Source organism: Micromonospora sp. NPDC047707, assembly GCF_040704235.1.
Lineage (GTDB): Bacteria > Actinomycetota > Actinomycetes > Mycobacteriales > Micromonosporaceae > Micromonospora.
Genome location: NZ_JBEYSU010000008.1, coordinates 186,087 through 200,527 on the forward strand (window position 1 = coordinate 186,087; position 14,441 = coordinate 200,527).

Annotated in this window: 10 protein-coding genes and 2 pseudogenes; 8 read left to right on the forward strand and 4 right to left on the reverse strand. The window is 70.3% G+C overall.

The annotated features are described in order from the left end of the window. Nucleotides 1–14: 14 nt before the first annotated feature. Together AB0873_RS12075 and AB0873_RS12080 are read left to right on the forward strand one after the other, a co-directional pair. Entirely contained in the window at nt 15–938 is a 924-nt protein-coding gene (locus tag AB0873_RS12075) for a mechanosensitive ion channel family protein (protein WP_366599696.1), read from the forward strand. A 108-nt stretch (nt 939–1,046) separates the two neighbouring features. Further along, nucleotides 1,047–1,826 carry a formate/nitrite transporter family protein gene (locus tag AB0873_RS12080; protein WP_366599697.1) on the forward strand — a complete coding sequence of 260 codons (780 nt, stop codon included), beginning with the start codon at nt 1,047–1,049 and terminating at the stop codon, nt 1,824–1,826. Nucleotides 1,827–1,964: 138 nt separating this feature from the next. On the opposite strand, the pseudogene AB0873_RS12085 reads toward AB0873_RS12080, so the two are convergent. From AB0873_RS12085 to AB0873_RS12100, 4 genes and pseudogenes are all read right to left on the reverse strand, one after another. Beyond that, nucleotides 1,965–3,271, reverse strand: a pseudogene (locus AB0873_RS12085) (non-reducing end alpha-L-arabinofuranosidase family hydrolase). A gap of 323 nt (nt 3,272–3,594) precedes the next feature. Then, on the reverse strand, nt 3,595–4,584 hold the full coding sequence (locus AB0873_RS12090) for a LacI family DNA-binding transcriptional regulator (RefSeq protein WP_196255622.1): 990 nt from the start codon (nt 4,582–4,584) through the stop codon (nt 3,595–3,597). A 499-nt stretch (nt 4,585–5,083) separates the two neighbouring features. After that, nucleotides 5,084–5,706, reverse strand: a pseudogene (locus AB0873_RS12095) (L-arabinose isomerase); the annotation flags it as partial. A 297-nt stretch (nt 5,707–6,003) separates the two neighbouring features. Then, a complete protein-coding gene (locus tag AB0873_RS12100; RefSeq protein ID WP_155331519.1) occupies nt 6,004–7,215 on the reverse strand; it encodes a sodium:proton antiporter in 1,212 nt (403 codons plus the stop codon). A gap of 174 nt (nt 7,216–7,389) precedes the next feature. On the opposite strand from AB0873_RS12100, the gene AB0873_RS12105 reads away from it, so the two are divergent. The 6 genes from AB0873_RS12105 to AB0873_RS12130 all read left to right on the forward strand — a co-directional run bounded on the left by AB0873_RS12105 (nt 7,390) and on the right by AB0873_RS12130 (nt 14,431). Beyond that, complete coding sequence (locus AB0873_RS12105; protein ID WP_366599698.1) at nt 7,390–7,641, forward strand: hypothetical protein; 252 nt, start codon at nt 7,390–7,392, stop codon at nt 7,639–7,641. A 294-nt stretch (nt 7,642–7,935) separates the two neighbouring features. Further along, the gene (locus AB0873_RS12110) at nt 7,936–9,240 is read left to right on the forward strand and encodes a CHAT domain-containing protein (protein WP_366599699.1); all 1,305 of its coding nucleotides are present in this window, start codon (nt 7,936–7,938) and stop codon (nt 9,238–9,240) included. Between the two features lie 38 nt (nt 9,241–9,278). Next, a complete protein-coding gene (locus AB0873_RS12115) occupies nt 9,279–9,644 on the forward strand; it encodes a hypothetical protein (protein ID WP_366599700.1) in 366 nt (121 codons plus the stop codon). Next, entirely contained in the window at nt 9,641–10,300 is a 660-nt protein-coding gene (locus AB0873_RS12120) for a hypothetical protein (RefSeq protein WP_366599701.1), read from the forward strand. Before AB0873_RS12115 ends, AB0873_RS12120 begins: the two co-directional genes overlap by 4 nt. A 77-nt stretch (nt 10,301–10,377) precedes the next feature. After that, nucleotides 10,378–11,862, forward strand: a complete 1,485-nt coding sequence (locus tag AB0873_RS12125) for a tetratricopeptide repeat protein (RefSeq protein WP_366599702.1) — start codon at nt 10,378–10,380, stop codon at nt 11,860–11,862. Between the two features lie 19 nt (nt 11,863–11,881). Next, the gene (locus AB0873_RS12130; protein ID WP_366599704.1) at nt 11,882–14,431 is read left to right on the forward strand and encodes a hypothetical protein; all 2,550 of its coding nucleotides are present in this window, start codon (nt 11,882–11,884) and stop codon (nt 14,429–14,431) included. Nucleotides 14,432–14,441 lie beyond the last annotated feature (10 nt).

Sequence of the window (14,441 nt, forward strand, 5' to 3'; positions counted from 1 at the left end):
ACGGGACACGACCCATGGATGCGTTCCTCGAGGCGGTGTGGGACACCAGCACCGTGACCGGTCGCCTGGTGACCACCCTGGTGATGATCGTGGCGGCGGCGCTGTTCGCGATCATCGCAGGGCGCCTGTCCACCCGCCGGGTGGACGACACGCACACCCGCTACTACCTCCGCAAGGCGGTGCACTACGTCACCGTCGCGGTGCTGCTGATCGGTCTGGCCATTCTCTGGCGGCCCTTCGCCGGTCGGATCGGCGTCGTCGTCGGGCTGATCGCCGCGGGCCTGGCCCTGGCCATGCAGGAGGTCATCGGTGCCTTCGCCGGCTGGATCAGCATCCTCACCGGTCGTCAGTTCCGGGTCGGCGACCGGATCCAGATGTGCGGCGTCCGCGGCGACGTTCTCGACATCACACCGCTGCGTACCCGGATCCTGGAGAGCGGGTCGTCCACCGACCCGGAGTCGTGGATCCGTGGACGGCAGTACACCGGGCGGGTGGTGTCGCTGTCCAACCGGTTCGTGTTCACCGCACCCGTCTACAACAGCAGCACGGTGCTCGACCATCTCTGGGAGGAACTCACCCTGCCCATCCGGTACGACGCCGACTGGCACCTGGCCGAACGGATCCTGCGGGAGGAGGCGGAGTCGATCTCCTCCACGGCGGACGCTCGGCGCGCGATAGCTCAGATGCGACACCGCTACCCGGTCGCCGAGGCCGAGGTCGATGCCCGGGTCTTCATCCGCGCCACACCGAACTGGGTGGAACTGACCGCCCGCTTCGTGGTGCCGGTACGCGCCGCCCGTCAGGTCAAGGATCAGGTCACCCGCCGCGTCCTGGACCGCCTCGCCGAGCACGGTCTGCGCGTGGCCTCGGTCACCCAGGACATCACCGTCCGCACGCCGTCGACGACGGCCGACGCGGCCCTGCGGGCTGAGCGATGACCGCCTCGCCCGGTGGAAGTGTTCCCACCCACGTCCGGCCGACATCCCCTCGCCGACGGCTGGTCCGCGGATGCGGTTCCACCGGACAGAATCGGGTACGCCCGCAGGATGGCAGGAGAACCCAGCCCGGAGCATGTGTACGTCCGGGCCCGGTCGGAGGGCGAGCGCCGGCTGTCGATGAGCGCCCTGGAACAGGCGTCCACGGGGTTCATCGCGGGGGTCACCATCGTGTTCGGGATCGTCGCGCTGGGCGTCGCCCGCGAACTGGCGGCGCCCGATTTCGCCTCCGGGGTGGGGCATCTGGTCGGCGCGCTGGCGTTCGGCATCGGTCTGGTCTTCGTGGTCGTCGGCCGCACCGAACTGTTCACCGAGAACTTCTTCGACCCCGTGGCCGCGGCGGTGGCCCGCCGGCGGATCCCGGCCGTCTGGCAGCTCGCGCGGCTGTGGATCCTGGTGCTCGTCCTCAACTTCGTCGGTGGCGCGGTCATGGCGGCCGTGTTCACCGTCGAGGGAACCCTGCCGTCCCGCGCCCACCACACCCTCGCCCTCGTCGCGGAGGAGATCGCCGCGAAGGGAGGCCTTGGGACCTTCACCCGGGGCATCGCCGCCGGAACCCTGCTGACCCTGCTGTCGTACCTGCTGCACGCCGTCGGCTCCGCCGGTAGCCGCATCGTCCTGGCGTACGTGGTCGGCTTCTTCCTCGCCCTCGGTCCGTTCGACCACGTCGTGGTCTCCGGCCTGCACCTGTTGTTCGGCATCTGGCTCGGCGCCCACGTGTCCTACGCCGACCTGGGGCGCAACGTCGTCCTCTCGGGTGCCGGAAACCTGCTGGGCGGCCTGCTGCTGATGACCCTGACCCACGCTGTGCAGGTCAGGTCCAGCGCCTGAGCCGACCGGCCGGACTGTCCGACCCGGCGACCTCGGCACCTGTGACCCGGGCCGGCTCGGCCTTGCACCGAGCCGGCCCGGGTCAGCCGATCATGGTCGCGGGCTGCGCCGACGCCCGGTCGGCCCTGGGCGCCGTTGCTAGCGTTGCAGCGTCAGCAGACCCGGTCGGTACGGCAGGAGGCCGTAGTCGCCGCCGGAGTTGGGGGAACGACCCTGGTAGAGCAACTGCAGATTGCAGGGATCGACGGTCATGGTCTGATCGGCGTTGGCCCGGATCAGCTCGCCGTGGCTGATGTCGTTGGTCCAGGTGGCGCCACTGTTGGCTCTGCCGGCGAACGGGTTGCTCTCGGTTGCGGCCTGCGGTGTCCACGAACCGCCCAGGCTGGTGGCGGTGAACGAGCGGAAGTAGCGGCCCTGTGCGCCGATCGCCTCGACGAGCATGAGGTATCGGTTCTGGCCCTGGAGCTTGTAGACCTGAACCGCTTCGAACAGGTTGTTCGTGGAGTCGCTCATGATCACCGTCGAGGTGGAGCCGAAACTGCCCGGGAAGTTGCCGATGGGCATACTGGCCCGGTAGATCCTGCCGTTGTCCCCGGCGAAGAACAGGTACATGTTCGTGTCGTCACCGATGATTGCCTGGTCGATGGGTCCGGTCGAGGAGTCGGAGATGCTGCCGGTAAAGAGTGTCTGCGGCGCCGACCAGCTGTTCGCGTTGGTCGGGTCGGTCGACGTGCGGTAGGAGAACGCCGGGCCACCCCACTGGTAGGCCAGCACCCAGACGTTTCTCGGGGCGAAGTGGAACAGGGTCGGCGCGACAGCCGCGAACGGCATGGGGTTCTGGCTCGCCGAGGCCATGTCCGACCAGTTCGTGAAGAGACCGAAGTTCATCGAGCCCCACGTCGTACCCGTGTCATGCGTCGTGGCGTAGACGAGATGCCTGCCGTTGTAGGGGGCGTGGGTGAAGTCCTTGAGCGAGACCCACCCCGGCCTCGGGTTCGCCAGCACACCTGTCGACGTCCAGCGGTACGTCGACGGAAGCGCGCACGTGCCGGGCGGCGGCGTCGTAGGGGTGCCCCCGCCGTCGACGCGGACGAGTTGCCACTGCTGGTTGCCTTGCCGGGCAGCCGCGACCTCAGCCGGTAGTAGCCACCGCCCGAGTCCACGAACTGCCACTGCTGCTGGTTGCCGTTGTTCCGCGCCCACTGCACGATCCGCGCACCGTCATTCGTGGCCAGGTTGTACACGTCCAACGCCTTGCCACTGTTGCGGTTGATCAACACGTACCACGCGGTCGGGTCGACTGTTGCCGCGGCGGCGGGTGTCGACACCACCGCCGCGGCGGCGACACCGACCACGACGGCCGTCACACCGGCGGCGACGACCCGCGGCAGCCAGCCCCGCCGAGACGGCGGCGCGAGTGATGGAGACCTACCAAAGGCAAACATGATCCTCCCTCAGTGCTGAACCCAACGGTTTTCGACGATGGGCGCACCGTGCGGCGCGTAGTGCGCCCGCCCTGACGAGCGTTAGCGCTAACAATGCGTCCGCACACCCTTGGGGTACGCCTGATCCGAACTCTCCGACGAAAGCGGGCTGCCCGTTGAACCGCAGACGTCGTCGCCCTTAACTATCGCCTGTTAGCGATAACACGCTGCTAGTCAAGCTGCCGTCTTCTGGTTTCACCGGGGCGGTGCCGCCTCACCCAGGTCGAGCAGCCCACCGGACTCCAGGACGGGCCGGTGGCCCGGAGACCGGCCCGGCGACCGGCTCAGCGGCGCGGTGGGGCACCGACGCTGCGGCGAGGGATCAGGGTCGGTGCGATGGTGTGCCGCCCGGGGCCGGTGCTGTTCGTCTCGATCTGGGCGAGCAGCAGGTCCAGACTCGCCTGGGCGACCGCGGCGAAGTCGGGTCGCACGGTGGTCAGCGGCGGGATGAAGTACGCCGCCTCCGGCACGTCGTCGAAACCGACCACGCTGATGTCGTCGGGCACCCGCCGACCGTGCTCGTGCAGAGCCCGCAGCACACCGAGCGCCAGGTGGTCGTTGGCCGTGAAGATCGCGGTGACCTCCGGCATCCGGACCAGCATCTGCCCGCACCGGTAGCCGGCCGCCGCGGACCAGTCCGCCGGCACCAGCGGTGGGATCTCGGCACCGGCCGCCTGCAACGCCTCCCGCCATCCCTCGATCCGCCCGGCGCTGTCGAACCAGTCCGGCGGCCCCGACACGTGCCATACCGTGCGGTGCCCGGCGTCGAGTAGGTGCTGGGTGGCCGCGCGGGCGCCGGCCACCTGGTCGACCGTCACCAGCGGCACCGGCCGGCGCGGGTCACCGTCCACCGTGACCAGCGGAACGTCCTTGGGTAGGCGTTCCAGAGCCTCCCCCGCCGACTCGACCGGCGCGATCACCACGATGCCGGCGACCCGGTGAGCCAGGTGCCGCTCCACCGCCGCCGAGATCGACTGATGATCCAGGTCGCGGACGCTGCCCACACTGACGGCGAAGCCGGCCTCCGCGGCCTCCTGCTCAAGGGCGGCCAGCAGGGACGCCGGGCCGTAGAGGGTGGTGTTCTGCGCGACCACGCCGATCACCTGCGACCGGCCGGTCACCAGCGCGCGGGCCGCCCGGTTCGGCCGGTAGCCGAGTTCGGCGATCGCCGCCTGGACCCGTAGCCGGGTCTGCTCGCGTACGTTGGGGTGCCCGTTCAGCACCCGGGACACGGTCTGGTGGGAGACGCCGGCGAGGCGAGCCACGTCCGTCATCGCAGGACCGCGCACGGCCACCTCCCTCTCCCGCCTCGCCCTCGCCGACGGCGCCGCTCGGCCGACGGAAGCCCCCTGGAGGGTACGAATCGTTCGGGCAGCCGCCACCGCGGTGTTTCCGAGCGGCCGGTGCCGGATCGCCGCCAGTCTACGCCAGTTGTCATGACGCCCACGGCGCGGCTGAGCTCCCGGTCGAGTGTTCCCACCGGAATGGCGATGAATTGGCGGACACCATTCTTTTCTGGGGGGGCCGGCGGCACCGCGCAAGCGGCCGCCACCTCTTTCCGGCCTGCGAGCGAGAGGTCCGTTCCCGCGCCGCGGGCGGGAACGGGAACGGCATTGCCGGCCGGTGCGTTCACCCGGGACGAAAGCGCGTCAAATTGTTCTCGCAATCCCGCCTCGGGGAGAATTTCCGGCCGTGACGTCAACCGGTACCAACCACTACGCGAATCCACGAACTGTCACTGCCGCCGGTTCCCGTCGTTACCCGACCACTGGTTCAGAAGCCCTGGGCGAGCCGGTAGTACGCCTGGTTCCACCGCAGTTCGTCAACGAGGCGGCTCGGGACGGTGTCGGCGTCGATGACCACCGCTCGGTACGGGAAATCTCGGCCAGGTCGCGCAGTTCCTCCACACCGACCGCCTGCGAGAGCACCGTGTGGTGGGGAGCGCCGGCGGTGATCCACGCCTCCGCCGAGCCGGGCAGGTGCGGACGGGGCCGCCAGACCGCCCGGGCCACCGGCAGCCGGCGCAGCGGGTGCGGCGGTGGCACGACGTCGACGACGTTGGCCACCAGCCGGAACCGCTCCCCCATGTCCGCCATGCCCAGCACCACGGCCGGACCCGGCGCGGCGTCGAAGACCAGCCGCACCGGGTCTTCCCGGCTTCCGATGCTCAACGGGTGGATCTCCACGTTCGGCACACCGGCGGCGATGCTCGGGCACACCTCGAGCATGTGCGCGCCGAGGACGAGTTCCTGACCCGGGGTGAGGTCGTAGGTGTAGTCCTCCATGAAGGAGGTGCCACCGTCGACGCCGACCGCCATCGCCTTGAGCATCCGGACCAGGACGGAGGTCTTCCAGTCACCCTCGCCGCCGAAGCCGTATCCGTCGGCCCTCAGGCGTACCGCGCGCCGGCACCGTCCACACTGCTCATGGCCCACCTCCGCACAACGACGGGCTTAGTGTTAACGCTCACATCGACGTCGTCAAGACACCTGCCGGCAACAGCTCCGTAACGGGAGGGAACAGCCGGGCCCGCCCCGCCCCGAGGATCACGGCGGATCGACAATCTGGGGGTGGTCACCGGGTTGCGACGTCACCCCGGCAGGCAGGTGTGCGGGCAGCCGGCCGACGGGCGCGTGCCGCCGATGCGAGATCGTCGATTGTTATCAAGAACATCACCGGCTGCGTGGCGACGGTCAGTCCGGGGGCGGCGACGACCGCGCCGCGTACCAGCTGCGGCCCAGCGTGGCCGTCACGCCGTGCGCGACGGTGCTGAACACCACGACGAGGCTGCCAGCGGCCCAGAGCCGCCAGTCCCGGACGCCCTCCTCCCCGCTGTACGTAAGGTAGAACAGTGCTGACACGCCGACCGGCCCGAACCAGCCCAGGAACACCGTGTCCCGCCGCGGCATCTTCAGCGCTGGACGCACCGCCAGCACCAGCGGCAAGCGACGCAACAGCAGCACCGCCACCGCGAACCCGGCCGCCGGCCAGCCCAGGTGATGCCACTCGCGCCACGGCACCTCGACTCCGAGCAGAAAGAACACCGGCAGCACCAGGTACCGGGTCAGCGCGTCGTCCAGTTCCTGCTCCGAGGCCCGCGACTCGTTGCCGATCACCCCGTTGTAGGCCAGCCCGGTGACGAACACCGCGAGGATCCCGTCGGTGTGCAGCAGCCGGGCGACACCCAGGGCCGCCACGCCGAGCACCACCGCGAAGACCAACAGAGAGCCCTCCTCGACCTCCTCCCGGGCTTCGGCCGCGCAGACCGCCCGACCAGCCGCGTAGCCGACGACCAGACCGACCAGCACCGCCCCGAGCACTCCCCACACCGCCTCCCGAACCTGACCGCCCGCCGTGAGGTGTGCCGCGGGGATCAGCGCGAGCACGACGAAGACAAAAGCCAGTCCGTCGTTGGCGCCGGACTCCCCGCTGATCACCTGCCGCAGCCGACCCGGCAGTTGCCGCTCGGCCGGGCCGCCGGAGACGATGCTGGAGGCCAGCACCGGATCGGTCGGGGTCAGGCAGGCTCCGAGCAGCACGGCCAGAACCAGCGGCAGGCCGAGGACCAGCCACGCCAGGGTGGCGGTGACCACCGCCATCCCCGCCATGACCACGGTCAACAGCACACCGACCTGACGAACCACCGACCGGTACTCCGACAGGGGAAACCGCAGCGCCACCGCCATCAGCGAGATGGCCAGCAGGATCCTGCTGGCCTCCAGCATCAGGCCGGACGCCAGCTGATGGGGCAGGTCGATCAGCCCGAGAGCCGGGCCCGCCAGGACGCCCAGGGCGAGAGCGAGCAGCGGCTCGCTGAACGGTGCCCGACGGATGGCGCTGGACAGGAAGGCCAGCAACACCGCCAGCACACCGACCAGGGCATAGCTGAGATGGAGCGACTCCACCCCGCGGCGCTACCCCGATCGCCGTGGCTCCACTCCCCGCTCGCAGGGACATTTCGACACCACGGCCGGGTAGCGTCGCCGACCAGCGGCTGTTCGGCCCCGACGTCCGGAAACATCCCCGTCGTCCCGGCCCGAGTTCGACCTCCCACCGCGCGCGCCTGACAGACTCGACTCATGGACCGACCTGTCGTTGCCGAGTTCCACGACGGTCCGCTCGACGGCACCCGCCGTGTGCAGCGTGAACTGTCGCCCGTACATGTGGAAGAGGTTCCCGGTCCGGCCGCGCCTGGCTGGTCGATGACCAAGGCCGAGTCGGCGGGACGCTCGATGGTGTACGTGCTGCGGGTCGACAACACCACCGGGCGGCCGGCCCCGGACGGGGACGGCCGCTACCGGTACGACTTTCACGGCTACCAATCAACGTAGGGGTAGCTCGGGTAGCCGTAGCCGGCTCCCCGTGCGGCCGCGGACGTCCCCGGCGGGGTCGACGAGGATCTGGTCGCTGTCGCTGAGTCCGCGAGCGGCCGGCTGCCCCGCGTGCGACGTCGCGTCCGGGCCCTGACCAGCGCCACCGTGCTCACCGCCGGCTCACTCGCACCGCTGCCGGGAGCTGTCGGATTTCCAACTCGGACGGCAGCCTCGCCCGGGCGCCCGCAACCATGGGACGGACACGGTGCGTAAGTTGCGGTACGACGAGTATGGAGGTTGGTACTTGCCGTGATGCCCGAGACCGCAGGCGAGGTTTCCCGGACGATCGACCGACGTATGGCACTGGCCCGGGAATGGGATGAGCTTGTCGAGGAGGTCCGCAAGCTCGACGACTTCAAGGATTTCTTGAAGCCCCCCCGGCTGGAGATGCTGTTGCCGGCCGCGGCGGACGGTCCCGTCGTGATCGTCAACGTCAGCCGGTGGCGCTGTGACGCCCTGGTGGTACGAACGAGCGGCGTCGAGGTCGTGAACCTTCCGAGCCTGACACTTCGTGCGGTGGTCGGTCAGACGAACGAGTATCTGCGGGTACTGCAGGAGGTGGATCAGGCTACCTACATCCTCCATCAGGCGCGGCGGCGCTACGACGACGGCGACCGGTCGCTGGACTCCATCCGTCGGTACACCGCCGCCAAGCAGTCGTGGCAGCGCGCCGCCGGCGAGCGTGACAGGACGCTCACCACCACCCTGCGATGGTTGTGGGATCAGATCGCCGAACCGGTGCTGGCGTGCCTGGGTTTCGTGGCGACGCCGGCGGACGGGGCGTGGCCGCGAATGTGGTGGTGCCCGACCGGCCCGCTGACCCTGATGCCGCTGCATGCCGCCGGCTACCACGATCCGACGGACACACCGGCCGGCCGTACCGTCCTGGACCGGGTGGTGTCGTCCTACACACCGACCCTGCGGGCATTGCTGGAGGCGCGGCGTCCGCTCGGTTCACCGCCGGCGGAGGCCCGAATGCTCGTGGTCGCGCTCGCCGACACCCCCGACGAGGTGCCGCTGGCGGCGGTGGAGCGTGAACGGGACGTGCTCGTCTCACACTTCTCCCCGCGGACCACGCTGTTGGAAGGTGCGATGGCCACCGCGGCGGTGCGGGACGAGCTCGCCCGGCACCGGTGGGCGCACTTCAGCTGCCACGGAAGCCAGAACATGGCCGACCCGTCCCAAGGCGGCCTGCGGCTGCATGACGGGAGCACGTTGAGCATCGCCGAGATCAGCGCCCGGCAGCACGACGGGGAGTTCGCCTTTCTGTCCGCCTGCATGACCGCGGTGGGCGGGGTGGACCTTCCCGACGAGGTCATCACGCTGACCGCCGCCCTGCACTACACCGGTTACCGCCAGGTCATCGGCACGTTGTGGTCGGTGTACGACGACACCGCAGCCGATGTCGCCGAACTGGTCTACGACGATCTCATGTCGGACGGCACCTTCGCTCCGGCCCGCTCGGCCCACGCCCTGCACGGCGCGATCCGCCATCTCCGCGACGTCAGAGGGCTGCCCGCCAGCGCGTGGAGTCCGTTCACCCACACCGGGCCCTGATGTGACAGTGCCCGCCACCTCTTCCCGGAGTGGTCCCGTTGACCGACCATGACGATTCCGCGCCACCGCCGGACAGCGAACCGCTGCCGTACCGTGAGGTGACCGACGAGAAGTACGCCGAGTCAGCCGCCCGCACCTTCACGGTCGACGAACCAGATCCGGGTACGCTCGTCCTCCGCGGCCCGTGCCCGCGCTGCCACGCCCTCATCGATATCGCCGTGGTCGACGGCGTCTTCCGGGCGTCCCGGCTGCTCGGCGCGGGGCCGTGGCGCCGAGGGCGGAGCACGGCCGACCACGAGGAGCCGATGCTGTGCACCTGCCAGGAATCCCACCCTGGCCGGCCGGATGATGCCGTCGGCTGCGGCGCGTACTGGACGCTGGTGCTGTCGAGGCAGGACGGATGACCCCGACCGCGCCGACCGATTCTGCCCAGCCGAGTCCGAGGTACCGGCTCTCCCCCGGTTCTCGCCCGGCCACCATCGTCGAACTGCGGACCGCCCAGGTGCGCGACCGGCTGCTGCGCACCGAACTGGCCCGCGTGCGTACCGCGGCGGCCGCCTGGCGCAACGGCTTGGGGGCGTTGCTCGCCGCGCTCATCGGGTTCAGCCTGATCAAAGGTCGCTCTGATGTCGGCCAGCTCACCACGGCCTGGGCTGCCTGGGTCGGCGTCCTTCTCCTCTTGGCGCTGGTAACGGGCACCGTGGGTGCTCTGCTGTTGATCCGGGCGGCGCACGGCCGCCCGGCGGTCACCGCGACCCGGGCCCTGACCTCGGTCCTGGCAGCCGACCACCTTGACGCGCTCGCCTCCACCGCCGCGCTGCGACGTGGCATCGCTGCCACCCTCGGCTGCACTCTCCTTCTCGTCGCCGCGGTGGGGGCCACCTGGTACGGCCCGGAGCGGGAGAAGCCATCCTTGCAGGTGACCACCTCCGCGGGCGCCGTCTGCGGATCGGTGGTCCGGCTCAACCGTGGCGTTCTCGTGTTGAAGACCACGGCGGGTGAGGTCGCCACCGACCTGACCACGGCTCTGACGATCACCGCGGTGGGCAGGTGCCCGTGACGCCCCGCTAGCTGATCCGCTGCGTGCCCGCTCCCAGCGGCGATCATCCCCGACCGTCGTCAGGAGGTCCGGTGCGAATGTCCGAACCCGAAGCAAGCGGCGACCGGGTGGCACTGGAGCGCGCCGTCACGCTCCTGACCACCCTGGTGGCCGCCACGCCGGCCGGCCACCACGACCACGCCAGGTATCTGTCCTGTCTCGGCAGCGCGCTGCACCTACGGTTCCAGCTCGGCGGGGCCGATCCCGACCTCGACGAGGCGATCCGGCTTGCGCGGCAAGCCGTTGCGGCCACCCCCGCCGAACTCGTCGCCCGCGCGGCGATGCTGTCCAACCTGGGCAACGCGCTACTGGATCGATTCGGGCGAACCGGTGTTGTGGCGGACCTGGACGAGGCCGTTGACGTTGGCCGCCGAGCCGCGGCCGCCTCCATCGGCGACCACCACCATGTCGTCTGCCTGTCCAACCTTGGCGGCGCGCTGCTCACCCGGTTCGGTCACACGGGATCGATCGCGGACCTCGACGAGGCGATCGGCATCGCCCGGCAGGCCGTAGCGACCACCCCCACGCACCACCCCGACCACCCCAGGCGGCTGGCCAACCTCGGCAGTGCTCTGCGGACCCGTTCCGAACGGACCGGCTCCGTCCCGGACCTGGACGAGGCGATCGACGTCGCGCGGCAGGCCGTGGCGACGACTCCGGCGCACCACCCGGACTACGCTGGCCGCCTGGCCAACCTCAGCCGAACGCTGAGAGTCCGATTCGAACGAGATGCCGGGACCGATGCCGACCTCGACGCGGCGATCCGCTTCGCGTGGGAGGCCGTAACAGCCACTCCCGCTCACCACCCGAAGCGCGCCACGCGCCTGTACCACCTGGGCGGCGCCCTGCTCGCCCGGTTCCACCGCACCGGGGCCGCGGCCGACCTGGATGAGGCCATCGGGTTGCTGCAGACGAGGTTCGAGCACACACGATGCCTGTCGGACCTGAACGAGGCGGTGGTCGTAGGTCGGAAAGCGGTGACTGACACCCCCACCGACCACCCCAGCCACGCCCTGTTCCTGTCCAACCTCAGTACTGCGCTCCACCTGAGGTTTCAGCACTCCGGGGCCACGGCAGACGTGGTCGACGCGATGCGCGGGTGGGAGCTGGCAAGCCGGTCGCCGGTCGCGCCGATGCGGGTGCGCCTGAACACCGCGGGCCATCGGGCCCAGCTGCTCGCGGCTCAGCGGAGCCCCGCAGCGGCCGTTGAGGCCTACGCCGCGGCGGTGGAGTTGCTCCCCTTGCTGGCGTGGCGAGGACTCAGCCAGCGCGAGCAGCAGGACCTGCTGCGCCTGAACGCCGGCTCGTTGCCCCGCGACGGCGCCGGCTGCGCAATCGCCGCCCGCCTTCCCGATCGGACCGTCGAGCTGCTCGAGTGCGGCCGCGGCACCTACTGGTCGCAGCTGCTCGACACCCGGACCGATCTGACCTCGCTACGGCAGGTCGCGCCCGATCTGGCCGCACGTCTGCACCGATGCAGCGTCGCCCTCGAACAGCACGCCCGGACGGACGTCGTCGGCTGACGATCGATGAGGAGGTGCGATGCCCGATTACTGGGACTTCCGGGTCGCCGAGGCGGTGGCGGTCATGCGACAGGTGCAAGCAGGTGCGGACCCCGCGGCGCTGGATCACGCCATCGGCCTGCTGCGGCAGACCGTGGCGGCCACCGCACACGGCCATCCGAATCGCGCCATCCACCTACAGAACCTGAGCAGCGCACTGATGTTGCGTTTCACGTTCACGGGTCTGCGAGCCGACATCGACGCCGCGGTCGACGCCGGGCTGGCGACCGTGGCTCAGGCCACGCGTGGCGACCCGCGGTTGGCCCAGTACCGGCATCAGCTCAACCGCATCCAAGTCGAACGCATCAGACTCTTCGGCCTGCCCGACGACCTGGACGCCGCCATCGCCGTCCTGCACGAGGTCGGCGCCGAACCGGACCTTCAACCAGTGCAGCGCTCCATGCTGGCCGAGAGCCTGGGCGCGGCACTACACCGTCGGTTCCTGCGCGACCACGACCCGGGGGACCTGGACGCCGCCATCGCCTTCGGACGGACCGCCGTCGCGCACGCACCCGATCGACTTCAGGCGTTGTGCGAACTGGGCAACACTCTGTGTACCAGGATCCAGGTCCAGGAGTCGCTCGATGACATCAACGAGGCCACCGACCTGATCCGGCAGGCACTCGCGGCGGTTTCGCCGGACGACGCCGCCCGTGCGGCATTGTGGTTCAACCTGAGCTTCGCGCTGCGGACACGGTACGTGCACACCGACGACGCAGCGGACCTCGCCGCAGCGGTCGACGCGGCTCGCGACGCAGTGGCCGCCATCAGCTCCGACCGCGGCGACCGTGGCTCGTACCTGGTCAATCTGGCGGCCCTCCTGCACATGCGGGCAGATCTGTTGGGCGGCGCCACCGACCTCGACGAGGCGATCGCCTTGGGGCGGGAGGCGCTGATCGGGGGTGTCGACGGCCAGGAGTCGCAGACTCACCAGTACCATCTCGCCGCCGCTCTGATCACCCGGTTCGCGGCCCTCGGCCGCTTCGCGGACCTCGACGAGGCGTTGAACCTCCTCGACGGCGCGGCGCAGACCATCAGCCCCGACAAACCCGTGGACCGGGCGGCGGCGGTGTCCGCGCTCAGCATCGGTCTGCGTATCCGGTTCGAGTGCGACGGCACCCTCCAGGATCTGGCTCGCTCGGTCGACCTGGCGCGCGAGGCGGCAGCCTGCCCGCTCCCCCCGGCCCACCGAGGAATGATGCTCGCCAATCTTTGCGCGAACCTGCGGCTCAGCGCGATGCACACCGGCGCACTGACCGAGATCGACGAGGCCGTCACCGCCGGCCGGGAGGCAACGGTGCTCCTGCGGGCACCGTCTTCGAAGGCGGCGAAGGCGATGGCCAACCTCGGCATCGCGCTGCGCACCAGATTCGAGCTGGCCGGGGCGCTGGGTGACCTCGACGACGCACTGGCCAAGCTGCAGGCCGCCCTGTCGGCTGTACCCGCAGGCCATCCTGACCGGACCCGGTGGACGTCACATCTGGCCATCACGTACCAGATCCGGCATGCACGGCTCGGTGAGCTTGCCGACCTGAACCGGGCGATCCGCAACGGCGCCGACGCGATCGCCGCCACACCGGTCCGGCACTACGACCGGCCACCCATGCTCGACCAGGCCGCCACCGCCCTGCTGACCAGATTCGATCTCACCGCGGATCCCGCCGACCTGCACCGGGCGCTGGAGTATCTCACCGAGGCAATCACCACCAGCCCACCGAGCCATCCGCAGCGCGCAAGCTATGTCGGCAACCTCTCCATCGCCCGGCGGCTCCAGTTCGAACACCGCGGGCGGACCTCCGACCTGGACGACGCGATCAAGCTCGGCCGCGAGGCGTGTCGTACAGTCGGGCCACAGCACTCCATCCGGCCGGTCACCCTGATCGATCTCTGTGAGGCGCTCCAGCTGCGGTTCGAGCGCACCGGGCAGGCCGTCGACCTGGACGATGCGGTCCGCACCGGAGAGCAGGCCGTGGCTCAAGCGCCCGCGCACCATCCGGAACGCGCGGCTGCCCTGTACAGCCTGGGCCTGGCCCGGCGACTCCGGTTCAGGCATGCCGCCCGCCGACAGGACGCCGATGCCGCCACGCAGGCATGGCGCGAGGCAGCAGACACCGTGACGGGCGCCGTGGAGATCCGACTCCTCGCCGCCTACCAGCGGGCGCAGCTCGCAGCTTCGTCCCCACACGAGCCGTGGTCGGCCGTCGCGGACGGGTACGCAACGGCGGTGCGGCTGCTGCCGCTGCTGGCCTGGCACGGCACGGCACGCGTCAGCCAACAGCGGACCCTGGCGAACTGGCCGACGCTCGCCAACGACGCCGCCGCCTGTGTGCTGGCCGCCGCTGACCCGGGATGGGCACTGGAGCTGCTGGAGCAGGGACGGACCGTGCTGTGGACGCAACTACTCAACGCCCGGGCGGACCGCGCCGCGCTCGGCGTTGCCGCTCCACAGTTGGCGGCCGCGCTCGAACGCATCCGGGACGAGCTCGACCGGACCACCGGCGTGGTACCGACCCAGGCGAGTGGGTCCTGACTCTCGACCC

Coding starts and splice junctions, on each gene's coding strand:
- AB0873_RS12075 (WP_366599696.1), top strand. CDS start 15: ATGGATGCGTTCCTCGAGGCGGTGTGGGACACCAGCACCGTGACCGGT.
- AB0873_RS12080 (WP_366599697.1), top strand. CDS start 1,047: ATGGCAGGAGAACCCAGCCCGGAGCATGTGTACGTCCGGGCCCGGTCG.
- AB0873_RS12090 (WP_196255622.1), bottom strand. CDS start 4,584: ATGACGGACGTGGCTCGCCTCGCCGGCGTCTCCCACCAGACCGTGTCC.
- AB0873_RS12105 (WP_366599698.1), top strand. CDS start 7,390: ATGGACCGACCTGTCGTTGCCGAGTTCCACGACGGTCCGCTCGACGGC.
- AB0873_RS12110 (WP_366599699.1), top strand. CDS start 7,936: ATGCCCGAGACCGCAGGCGAGGTTTCCCGGACGATCGACCGACGTATG.
- AB0873_RS12120 (WP_366599701.1), top strand. CDS start 9,641: ATGACCCCGACCGCGCCGACCGATTCTGCCCAGCCGAGTCCGAGGTAC.
- AB0873_RS12125 (WP_366599702.1), top strand. CDS start 10,378: ATGTCCGAACCCGAAGCAAGCGGCGACCGGGTGGCACTGGAGCGCGCC.
- AB0873_RS12130 (WP_366599704.1), top strand. CDS start 11,882: ATGCCCGATTACTGGGACTTCCGGGTCGCCGAGGCGGTGGCGGTCATG.